Origin of the sequence: Salinivibrio sp. MA427 (genome assembly GCF_001996115.1) — a bacterium.
GTDB lineage: Bacteria > Pseudomonadota > Gammaproteobacteria > Enterobacterales > Vibrionaceae > Salinivibrio > Salinivibrio costicola.
The window spans coordinates 1-11,639 of sequence record NZ_MUFH01000056.1 but is presented as its reverse complement, the minus strand read 5'-3'; the positions used below and the strand labels follow the sequence as shown (position 1 = coordinate 11,639).

The following is an 11,639-nucleotide window of genomic DNA, read 5'->3' as shown; positions in this document are numbered from 1 at the left end:
CCTAATAAGAGTGTGTGATTATCATGCACCAGCCAATCTCTGATTCAGCCGGTGCCCGAAGGCGCGTATTCTACTGACTTTCGTCTAAGGTAGCAATCTATCCACGCCGCTTTTTCCGTTAAACACGCGCAAATGGCAGCGTGTTTTTTAGCCTGCTTCCGGCTGGCGACTGGCCACCAAACGACGTGGCGCCACCAAGCCATCGGCGTCAATTTCACCAACACCAATAAAGTGACGTTCCTCGCCCGCGGTTARGCGAACAAAGCCACTGGTAGGTGCATTCGGCACCTGTACCGCTTGGCCTTGTAAGGCATAGCTGGCCATTACCGGCAACAAGTTGATTTCTCGCAAGTCTTGTACCGCGGTATCAAGTGGGAGTAACAAAGGATCCAGCAACTGCTTAGGTTGGATCTCTTGTTCTCTGGCTTCATTCAACAAGCTTTCGAGCTGCTCTAATGTCACCATCTGGCGCGTCGGATAGCCAGAAACACCCGTGCGACGCAGTGCGGTGACGTGGGCACCACAGCCTAGCATTTCCCCAAGATCATCGACGATGGTTCGAATGTAAGTGCCTTTAGAACAGTGGACTTCCATCTCAATCTCATCACCTTCAAAGCGCAACAATTCAATTTGATGAACATGAATCGTACGCGCTTCACGCGGTACTTCAATGCCTTGACGCGCATATTCATACAAAGGCTTACCTTGATATTTGAGCGCGGAGAACATCGATGGGATCTGCTGGGTTTCACCGCGGAACTTAGCAATACAGCGCTCCAGCAATCCTAAATTGACTTTTACATCGCGGGTTTCTACCACTTCACCATCGGCGTCTGAGGTATTGGTGCGCTGACCCAATTTTGCCACCACCCGATAACGTTTGTCGGCATCCAGCAAAAACTGAGAGAACTTGGTCGCTTCACCTAGGCAAATTGGCAACATGCCCGTTGCAAGCGGATCCAAGGCTCCAGTGTGTCCTGCTTTCTCGGCAAAAAAGATACGTTTTACTTTCTGCAGAGCATCATTAGAGGTTATGCCCGTGGGTTTATCGAGTAGGATAATCCCATCAACGGGGCGACCTCGACGACGTTGACGACGCGCCATCTTTTATTCCTCACCTTTGTCATCATCATCACGGCGCTCATTATCACTGCGCACCGCTTTGCTCACCAGGTTCGAGATACGAATACCTTCAGTCAGCGACTCATCAAATACAAAAGTCAGTTCCGGCGTGATACGTAAACGAATTGCCTTACCGACCAATGAGCGAATGTATCCGCTCGCTTCATTGAGTGCCTTTAGGCTCTCGGTTGGTGCTTGTTCGTCAACGGTTAAAAAGGTGACGAAGACTTTGGCGTAAGCAAGGTCACGCGAGATTTGGACGTCAGAGACGGTCACCATACCGATACGTGGATCTTTCACTTCACGCTGCAAGATCAGTGCAATTTCTTTTTGCAACTGATGGGCGACGCGGTCCGTCCGGCTAAAATCTTTACCCATTTTCTTTTCTCTCAACAAAATGGGGGTAAGCGCATGCGCCTCCCCCCACGGTGTATCCAAACGACCTGGCTGTTTTTAAACGCTTAATTAGTCAATTGAGCGCTGAATTTCAACCGTTTCAAAGACTTCGATTTGGTCACCAACGCGAACATCATTGTAGTTCTTCACGCCAATACCACACTCGTAGCCTTTCTTCACTTCGTTCACATCATCTTTAAAGCGACGCAGTGATTCCAGCTCCCCTTCGTAGATAACCACGTTATCACGCAGAACACGAATTGGGTTGTTACGCTTAATCAAGCCTTCAGACACCTGACACCCGGCAATTGCGCCCAGTTTTGGTGACTTAAAGACATCGCGAACTTCTGCCAAACCAATGATTTCTTGTTTGAACTCAGGCGCAAGCATACCGCTCATCGCTTGTTTCACTTCATCAATCATGGTGTAGATAACAGAATAGTAGCGAAGATCTAAGCTTTCATTCTCGATAGTCTTACGTGCGGTCGCATCGGCACGCACGTTAAAGCCACAAATGATCGCGTTCGATGCCGCTGCCAGTACCGCGTCGGTTTCAGTAATACCGCCCACGCCGGAACCAACAATCTTCACTTTGACTTCGTCAGTTGACAGTTTAACCAGTGAATCGGCAATTGCCTCAATCGAACCTTGTACATCGGCTTTCAGAACGATGTTGAGCTCAGAGACTTCACCTTCTTCCATGTTCGAGAACATGTTTTCCAGTTTGGCTTTTTGCTGACGCGCCAGTTTCACATCACGGAATTTACCTTGACGATAAAGTGCCACTTCACGGGCTTTCTTCTCGTCACGTACAACCGTAGCTTCATCACCGGCGGCAGGGACACCTGACAGACCTAAGATCTCAACCGGAATGGATGGACCAGCATGTTCGATGTCTTGGCCGTTCTCATCACGCATCGCACGAACACGACCGTATTCAAGGCCACAAAGTACAATATCGCCTTTATTCAAGGTACCTTCTTGAACCAAGACAGTCGCAACAGGACCACGGCCTTTATCCAGACGAGATTCAACCACAACGCCACGCGCCATGCCTTTCTCAACCGCTTTCAGCTCAAGGACTTCTGATTGCAACAAGATGGACTCGAGCAAGGTATCAATGTTTTCACCCTGTTTCGCAGAGACGTGAACAAAGATGTTCTCACCGCCCCACTCTTCTGGGATAACATCATACTGCGCGAGCTCATTCTTGACGCTGTCAGGGTTAGCACCTTCTTTGTCCATCTTGTTGACGGCAACAATCAAAGGTACACCCGCGGCTTTGGCGTGTTGAATCGCTTCTTTGGTTTGTGGCATCACACCATCATCGGCCGCAACCACCAACACAACGATATCCGTCGCACCCGCACCACGTGCACGCATCGCGGTAAACGCTGCGTGTCCTGGCGTATCCAGGAAGGTGATCATGCCGTTATCAGTTTGTACATGGTACGCACCGATATGCTGAGTAATACCGCCAGCTTCACCCGTTGCAACGTGTGCTTTACGGATGTAGTCGAGCAAGGATGTCTTACCGTGGTCAACGTGACCCATGATAGTAACAACCGGTGCACGCGGTGCCATAGGTGCATCGTTATCACGATCAGAGAGTACGGCCTCTTCCAGCTCATTCTCTCTGCGCAGGATAACTTTGTGACCCATTTCTTCCGCGACAAGCTGTGCGGTTTCTTGGTCAATCACCTGGTTAATGGTCGCCATTGCACCCATTTTCATCATGGTTTTAATGACTTCTGCACCTTTCACCGCCATTTTATTCGCGAGCTCAGCAACCGTAATGGTTTCACCGATCTCAACTTCGCGGTTTACTTTCTGGGCAGGTTTTTTAAAGCCATGCTGCATCGAAGACGGCTTAGCCATACGGCCTTTGCCTTTACCACCTTTGCCACGACGGCCTCGGGGGTTTTTGTCTTCTGTTGCAGTGGCTTTTTTCTTTTTCTTACGACGCGGCGCGGCCGTTTCTTCGCGGCGATCCGCTTCGTCTTCCGCTTCGCGGGCATATTCGGAGGTAACCGTATGGTGGTCAGCCGCCTCCATGGTACTTAGCGCTTTGTCTTGATCTGACCAGCGCTCTTGATTTGCTTCTGCCATTTTGCGTGCCTCTTCTAACTGCCGCTGACTTTCTTCTTCAGCTTTACGCTTGGCTTCCTCTTCCTGGCGACGCTTAAGTTCATCAGCTTCTTTCTTCGCTTGCGCATCAGCAGCACGAGTGGCAGCAGTATCCGCTGCGTCGTCTTCAGGCTGCTCAGATTTTGGTTGCGCTTGCGGCTTGGCTTCACGCTTAGCTTTTTCTTCAGCTTCGCGTTTGGCTTTCTCTTGTGCTTCACGCTTGGCTTTTTCTTCGGCCTCACGTTTCGCTTTCTCTTCTGCTTCGCGTTTTGCTTGCTCTTCCGCTTCTAGACGCGCTTTTTCTTCGGCTTCGCGTTGGGCTTGCTCTTCCGCTTCTTGCGCTGACTTTTGGTCTTCAAGCTCGCTACGCTTCACATAAGTGCGCTTTTTACGCACTTCAACTTGGACATCTTTGTTTTTTCCGCCAGCCCCTGACACGCTCAGTGTGCTACGTTTCTTGCGCTGAAGCGTCAGACGCGTCGGAGCATTGCCGTTGTCACCATGCTCACGCTTTAAATGCGTCAACAAAGCTTGTTTTTCATCTTGGCTTACCTGATCGTCCGCCGATTTTTGCATACCAGCTTCTTTAAACTGCTTCAGCAGACGATCAACCGGCGTATCAATTTCCTTCGCCAGTGTATGTACTGTAACCTCTGACATTCTGCTCCTCCTTTGCCGTCTTTACGCTTCGTCGCTGAACCAGCAGATATTACGCGCTGCCATAATAAGCTCGCCTGCACTGGTTTCGTCCAATCCATCAATATCTAACAGATCGTCAGTGCCTTGATCAGCAAGATCTTCCAGCGTCTTCACGCCTTTCGCGGCCAGTTTAAAGGCCATCTCACGAGAAAGGCTGTCTAATGCCAGCAGATCTTCGGCAGGTTCAGCGTCTCCCAGCGATTCTTCTTGTGCGAGCGCGATGGTGGTCAACGCTTCTTTCGCACGTGCGCGCAAAATGTCGACAGTATCTTCGTCTAAGCCGTCAATTTCGAGCATTTCGCTGGTTGGCACATAGGCCACTTCTTCAAGGGTGGTGAAACCTTCTTCCACCAAGGTTTGTGCAAAGTCTTCGTCAATATCGAGATATTTAACAAACAGCTCTAACGAAGCTTGTGCTTCTTCTTGGTGTTTTTTCTGGAGGTCTTCAACCGTCATCACGTTCAGTTCCCAACCGGTCAGTTGAGAGGCCAAACGCACGTTTTGTCCGTTACGCCCAATCGCTTGCGCTAGGTTATCAGCCTCGACGGCAATATCCATGGAGTGGGTATCTTCATCGACGATGATAGAGGCGACGTCTGCAGGCGCCATGGCATTGATCACAAATTGGGCAGGATTATCGTCCCAAAGCACGATATCAATACGCTCGCCACCCAGTTCAGTTGATACCGCTTGTACACGTGCACCACGCATCCCCACACACGCACCGACGGGATCGATACGTTTGTCGTTGGTTTTCACGGCAATTTTAGCGCGTGAAGCAGGATCGCGGGCAGCGCCCATCAGCTCAATCATCTCTTCGCCAATTTCTGGCACTTCGATGCGGAATAGCTCACTGAGCATTTCTGGCTTGGAGCGCGTCATGAACAATTGGAAGCCTCGCGCTTCTGGACGCACAGCATACAACAGACCACGTACTCGGTCGCCAGGACGGAAGTTTTCACGAGGGAGTTGATCATCACGTTGGATAACCGCTTCCGCGTTGTTTCCTAAGTCGACAATGATAACATCGCGATTGACTTTTTTGACCACACCGGTGACAAGCTCACCTTCGTTGTCCATGAACTGCTCAACCACTTGTGCACGCTCAGCTTCACGCACTTTTTGTACGATCACTTGCTTAGCGGTTTGGGTGGTAATGCGGTCGAAGACAACCGATTCAATTTGATCTTCTACAAACCCGCCTAGTTCGAGGGTTTCATCATCATATTGGGCCGCTTCCAACGTGATTTCACGCGTTGGCTGGGTGACTTCATCGACGACAAGCCAACGACGGAAGGTGTCGAATTCACCGGATTTGCGATCAATGGCGACACGCACATCGATTTCGGCCTCGTACTTCTTTTTGGTTGCCGTTGCCAGCGCGGTTTCCAGTGCTTCGAAAATACGCTCTCGTGGAACGGCTTTTTCGTTTGAGACCGCTTCGACAACAGCCAAGATTTCTTTATTCATCTACTAATGCCTCATTTACTCTTAAAATGAAGGAACCAGGTTTGCTTTGGCGATGTTACTCAAGGCAAACGCCTCATCTTGGCCGTCCACGCGAACCGTGATGGTATCGCCATCGACAGAAAGGATTTCGCCTTTCCACTTACGGCGGTTTTGCATAGCCATTTTCAGCACGATGTTCACTTCATGCCCGATGAATTGCTGATAGTGATCAGCGGTGAACAGTGGACGATCAACACCTGGAGATGACACCTCTAGGTTGTACGCCACTGTGATTGGGTCTTCCACATCCATTACCGCGCTCACTTGACGGCTCACATCGGCACAATCGTCCACCGTGATACCATTTTCATGGTCAATAAAGATACGCAGTGTTGAATGCTGGCCAGCTCGAACAAATTCAAGCCCAACCAACTCATAATCCAACGCCTCAACAGGCGCGGTTAAAAGTTCAGCCAGTTGTTTCTCTAATCCTGTCATTCCAAACCCCAGAAATAAAAAAAGGGCTTAAAAGCCCAGTTACTATCCGAATGGTCTTCTTCAGATAACAAAAAACCCCGAAAATCGGGGTTTAATGTAACTGGACCCTGATGCTATGCCATCAACATAAGTCGTTAGCATAGCCGTTATTGCTGGTGTCGGAATCATCGCAACAATAACGAGAGAGTAACTCTCTACACAAAGGCTTATTGGTCCGCTTCGTGCTGCCCCGAGGGCAAAAAGGCTAGCACGTGGCTAGCCCGGTCAGCGTGGCTTTGACAACAAACGCTGACGCGTTATTCAGTTTAGCCGTTATTTAAACAACAAACTTAAAATTGGTTGCGCGATGCGATTTTTATCGCTTCACCAACCTAAAATTGGTTGCGGGAGACGGATTTGAACCGCCGACCTTCGGGTTATGAGCCCGACGAGCTACCAAACTGCTCCATCCCGCGTCCGATTCGCGATAATTATATCGCTTTTTACAACAAAGGTGCAAGTGATTGCCCTTTGTGAACTTGGTGCCGAGAGCGGGACTTGAACCCGCACGCCTATAAAGGCACTACCCCCTCAAGATAGCGTGTCTACCAATTCCACCACCTCGGCTCAATTTTTACTGAGGGATCTCACTGTTATCAACAGGGATTTCATCCTCTTTTGGCGCAGCTTGCTGTTGTGTAGCAGGCTCGCTTAAATCTTCAAAACCGCTTTTTGCTTTAGTTTCATGCGCTGTCAAGTTACCGAGCACAAGACTCAGTGCGAAGAACGCGATTGCAAAACCGGTTGTCATTCGGGTTAAAAAATTTCCAGAGCCGCCAGAGCCAAACACGGTGTTTGATGCCCCAGCCCCGAATGAGGCTCCCATATCTGCGCCTTTACCTTGCTGAACCAGAACCAGGCCAATTACACCGATTGCGGCCAACAGATAAATCACAAGTAGCATTTCGTACATGGTTCCACCTATGCTCCAGGTTGTTGAGCCGGCAGTGTTACTTCTCAGCCAGCGCAGCCCCCTTTGTTGGGAGCGGGTGAATACTAGCGAAAGCGCGGTGATGAAACAAGAGAAATTTACAAAAAACCTTGATTTCGACGTCGTTTGCGCAATCTATGACCACCCGCCCTTTATTATTAACAGTTCGCCTTCACCGCCTCTGCGATTTCGAGTGCGTAGGCGTTCACGTTATCGGCATCCGGTCCTTCGACCATCACCCGAATCAAAGGCTCAGTGCCTGATTTGCGCAGCAACACGCGCCCCTGCTCACCCAGTTTATTTTCCACTGCGGCTTTGGCAGCCAGTACGGGCTCACTTTGGAGTGGGTCGACACTGCCACTAAAGCGCACGTTTTCTAGTACTTGTGGCAATAACGTCATGCCATCGCTTAACGCTTTTAAATCCATTCCCGTGGCGGCAACACTAGCCAGTACCTGCAATGCCGCCACAATGCCGTCTCCGGTGGTGACTTTATCCAAGACAATCACATGGCCTGAATTTTCCGCACCAATTCGCCAGCCTTTTTCTTGGAGTAGCTCCATCACATAGCGATCACCCACTTTGGCACGTGCGAATGGGATCCCGAGCGATTGTAATGCCAACTCCATGCCCATGTTGGTCATCAAAGTGCCAACCACGCCGCCTTTCAGCTCACCACGGCGTAAACTTTCGCGCGCGATGATGTAGGCAATTTGGTCGCCATCAATTTTATTGCCAAGATGATCAACCATGATCACACGATCACCGTCACCATCAAAGGCTACCCCAAGGTCTGCTTTTTCTTCCAACACGCGTTGCTGCAGCGCGCGTACATCGGTAGCCCCCACTTCATCATTGATATTGGTCCCGTTTGGCGCACAGCCAATGGTCAGCACGTCTGCCCCTAATTCACGAAAAACAGAGGGGGCAATGTGATACGTCGCACCATGGGCGCAATCAAGGATAATTTTTAAGCCACTCAGGCTTAACGCACTGGGGAAGGTGCCTTTACAGAATTCGATGTAACGTCCGGCCGCATCGTTGATGCGGCTTGCTTTGCCCAATTCGGCAGATTCGACACAAGTCAGTGTTTTTTCGAGTTCCGCTTCAATCGCAAGCTCAACATCATCGGGAAGTTTGGTGCCCTCGGAGGAGAAGAATTTAATGCCGTTGTCGTAATGCGGGTTATGTGAGGCAGAAATAACGATCCCTGCTTCAGCGCGAAACGTTTGAGTCAGATACGCAATCGCCGGCGTTGGCATAGGGCCAGTGAAGGCGGCTTCTAAGCCTGCTGCGGATAAGCCTGATTCGAGTGCAGACTCAAGCATGTAGCCCGATATTCGAGTATCTTTACCAATCAGCACTTTGCGGGTGCCTTGTTGCGACAAGACGCGCCCGGCGGCCCAACCTAGTTTGAGCATAAACTCTGGGGTGATCGGAAATTCGCCCACCTTACCGCGCACACCATCTGTGCCAAAGTATTTACGTTCTGCCATTGTTTTTATTCTCCTGGTGCTTCATTTTCTTGCATCGTCAACGCCACGACCTTGAGCGCATCGGCCGTCTCTTTAACATCGTGAACACGGATAATCTGTGCGCCTTTCACTGCCGCTAATGTGGCACAAGCGATGCTGCCACCTAGCACGTCGTGAGGTGTTTTATCTAGCGCTTTGTAAATCATAGATTTGCGCGACATCCCCGCCAAGATCGGCAAACCAAAGTGATGGAAATGATCTAATTGTGCGAGCAACTGATAGTTGTGTGCCAAGGTTTTACCAAACCCATAGCCCGGATCCAAAATGATATTTTGCCTGATAACACCAGCATCCAGGCAAGCATCTATTCGCTGGTTTAGAAATTGTATTACGTCTTGGATAACATCCGTGTAGTCGGGTGCCGCTTGCATGGTTCTAGGCTGGCCCTGCATGTGCATGATGCACACAGGTACCTGGAGATCGGCAGCGGCAGTCAATGCGCCAGGCTCTCTGAGCGCGCGAACATCATTAATCAGGTTCGCGCCAGCTTCGACAGCGGCGCGCATGACCGCAGCTTTGCTGGTATCAATCGAGATCCAACAATCCGATCGCTCGCGGATAGCTTTTATCACTGGCACAACACGATTAATTTCGTCTTGCTCTGCCACATCAGCGGCACCAGGACGGGTCGACTCGCCCCCAATATCGATAATCGTCGCGCCATCAGCCAGCATCTGTCGTGCCCGCTCAACGGCTTTGCTTTGTTGTTGAAACAATCCGCCATCAGAGAAGGAATCCGGCGTGACATTGAGGATCCCCATAACGACGGGGCTATCAAGRGACAGGGTTTTATTCTGGTGTGTTATTTCCATGCGTTTACTTCCAAGCACGATCAAAAAAACCCCGACGTATCGGGGTTTGTATTACTGTTGGTTTACGCTTCAGATTGGTTTTCTGAATCTAACGGCTTTTGTTTTTTATCATCTGATTGTTCATCAGATGCTTTCGTCGCTGATTCATCCGGTTTTTTGGGCGTGTCATCCGATGAAGACCCCCCGTCACCGCCTTCCCAACCTGCAGGCTCGCGAACATCACGACGGGCCATCAAGTCATCGATTTGTGCCGCATCGATGGTCTCGTATTTCATCAACGCATCTTTCATCGAATGCATGATATCGAGATTGTCTGCCAAGATTTGTTTTGCACGGTCGTAGTTACTGTCAATGATTTGACGGATTTCTCCATCAATCAAGCGCGCCGTTTCGTCCGAAATATGCTTGGTCTGTGCCATTGAACGGCCAAGGAAAACTTCGCCTTCCTCTTCCGCATAGAGCAATGGACCTAGTTTCTCTGAAAAGCCCCACTGCGTGACCATTTTACGAGCAATTTCTGTTGCGCGTTCAATGTCATTGGATGCCCCGGTCGAGACTTTGTCTTTTCCGTAAATCAGCTCTTCGGCTAAACGACCGCCATAAAGGCTTGAGATCATCGAGTTCAGGTGCTGACGCGACATGCTGATGCGGTCTTGCTCAGGCAGGTACATGGTCACACCCAAAGCGCGTCCACGTGGGATGATCGAGACTTTGTAGACAGGATCATGTTCCGGCACTAAACGTCCAACAATGGCATGGCCTGCTTCGTGATAGGCAGTCGACTCTTTGATTTCTTCTGACATCACCATCGAACGGCGCTCTGCACCCATCATGATTTTGTCTTTAGCCAGTTCAAACTCGACCATGGAGACCACACGCTTGTTACCGCGAGCCGAGAATAATGCCGCCTCGTTGACCAAGTTAGCTAAATCGGCCCCTGAGAACCCTGGGGTACCACGTGCAATAAGCGATGCATCGACATCATTGCCGAGGGGGACTTTGCGCATGTGCACTTTTAGAATATGCTCACGGCCGCGGACATCAGGCAAGCTCACCACGACTTGGCGGTCAAAACGCCCCGGACGTAATAAAGCAGGATCCAAGACATCAGGACGGTTCGTCGCGGCGATAACAATCACCCCTTCGTTCCCTTCAAAGCCGTCCATTTCGACCAGCATTTGGTTAAGGGTTTGTTCACGCTCATCGTGACCGCCGCCTAAGCCAGCGCCACGTTGACGACCCACCGCATCGATCTCATCGATAAAGATAATACACGGCGCCGCTTTCTTGGCTTGCTCAAACATATCACGGACACGTGATGCACCGACACCCACGAACATTTCGACGAAATCAGAGCCGGAAATGGTGAAGAAAGGCACTTTCGCTTCGCCTGCAATGGCCTTCGCCAGCAAGGTTTTACCCGTACCCGGAGGCCCCACCATCAATACACCGGTTGGAATTTTACCGCCCAGTTTTTGGAATCGGCTTGGATCACGCAGGTAATCCACCAGCTCTTTGACGTCTTCTTTTGCTTCGTCACAACCAGCGACATCGGTGAACGATGTTTTGACCTGCTCTTCGCTCATCATTTTGGCTTTTGATTTACCAAATGACATAGCGCCTTTGCCGCCCCCGCCTTGCATCTGACGCATGAAGAATATCCATACCCCGATAAGCAACAGCATAGGGAACCACGAGATAAAGATAGACGCCAACATGCTCGGCTCTTCTGGTGGTGTCCCTTTGACACTGACATTTTTGTTAAGCAAGTCATCTAACAACTTTGGATCGTTCATAACAGGCATGTAGGTGACATAATTCGAGCCGTCACGTCGAGTGACACCCAGCTCGCGATCGTCAAATTTTACTTCCTGTATTTGATCGTTGCCGATTTCGCGTACGAAAGAGGTATAGTCGACTTGACGACCGGCGCTGTCACCTGGTCCAAAACTTTGGAACACAGACATTAAGACAACGGCGATAACCAGCCACAGAATCAAGTTTTTTGCCATGTCACTCAAGGTGTTAGCC

General features: G+C 50.2%; 9 protein-coding genes and 2 tRNA genes. All 11 read right to left on the bottom strand.

The genetic code is table 11. The features are described 5' to 3' along the window. Positions 1-147: 147 nt before the first annotated feature. Positions 148-1,104: a tRNA pseudouridine(55) synthase TruB gene (gene truB / locus BZG79_RS06145; protein WP_077461712.1), complete on the bottom strand. Its 957-nt coding sequence runs from the start codon at positions 1,102-1,104 to the stop codon at positions 148-150. A gap of 3 nt (positions 1,105-1,107) precedes the next feature. Beyond that, complete coding sequence (rbfA, locus tag BZG79_RS06140) at positions 1,108-1,500, bottom strand: 30S ribosome-binding factor RbfA (protein ID WP_077461713.1); 393 nt, start codon at positions 1,498-1,500, stop codon at positions 1,108-1,110. 87 nt (positions 1,501-1,587) lie between these two features. Continuing rightward, entirely contained in the window at positions 1,588-4,305 is a 2,718-nt protein-coding gene (gene infB, locus BZG79_RS06135) for a translation initiation factor IF-2 (RefSeq protein WP_077661330.1), read from the bottom strand. A gap of 21 nt (positions 4,306-4,326) precedes the next feature. Beyond that, positions 4,327-5,814: a transcription termination factor NusA gene (gene nusA, locus BZG79_RS06130; protein WP_077461715.1), complete on the bottom strand. Its 1,488-nt coding sequence runs from the start codon at positions 5,812-5,814 to the stop codon at positions 4,327-4,329. A gap of 21 nt (positions 5,815-5,835) precedes the next feature. Then, complete coding sequence (rimP, locus tag BZG79_RS06125) at positions 5,836-6,291, bottom strand: ribosome maturation factor RimP (RefSeq protein WP_021023286.1); 456 nt, start codon at positions 6,289-6,291, stop codon at positions 5,836-5,838. A 378-nt stretch (positions 6,292-6,669) separates the two neighbouring features. Further along, positions 6,670-6,746 (bottom strand) — tRNA-Met (locus BZG79_RS06120). Between the two features lie 64 nt (positions 6,747-6,810). Then, positions 6,811-6,897: transfer RNA gene (locus BZG79_RS06115), tRNA-Leu, on the bottom strand. 7 nt (positions 6,898-6,904) lie between these two features. Next, positions 6,905-7,243, bottom strand: coding sequence for a preprotein translocase subunit SecG (secG, locus tag BZG79_RS06110; protein WP_077773971.1), 339 nt, complete (start codon positions 7,241-7,243; stop codon positions 6,905-6,907). Between the two features lie 176 nt (positions 7,244-7,419). After that, complete coding sequence (gene glmM, locus BZG79_RS06105; RefSeq protein WP_021023288.1) at positions 7,420-8,757, bottom strand: phosphoglucosamine mutase; 1,338 nt, start codon at positions 8,755-8,757, stop codon at positions 7,420-7,422. 5 nt (positions 8,758-8,762) lie between these two features. Then, on the bottom strand, positions 8,763-9,608 hold the full coding sequence (gene folP / locus BZG79_RS06100) for a dihydropteroate synthase (protein ID WP_077461717.1): 846 nt from the start codon (positions 9,606-9,608) through the stop codon (positions 8,763-8,765). Positions 9,609-9,670: 62 nt separating this feature from the next. Further along, on the bottom strand, positions 9,671-11,620 hold the full coding sequence (gene ftsH / locus BZG79_RS06095; protein ID WP_077773972.1) for an ATP-dependent zinc metalloprotease FtsH: 1,950 nt from the start codon (positions 11,618-11,620) through the stop codon (positions 9,671-9,673). Between the last annotated feature and the right edge of the window lie 19 nt (positions 11,621-11,639).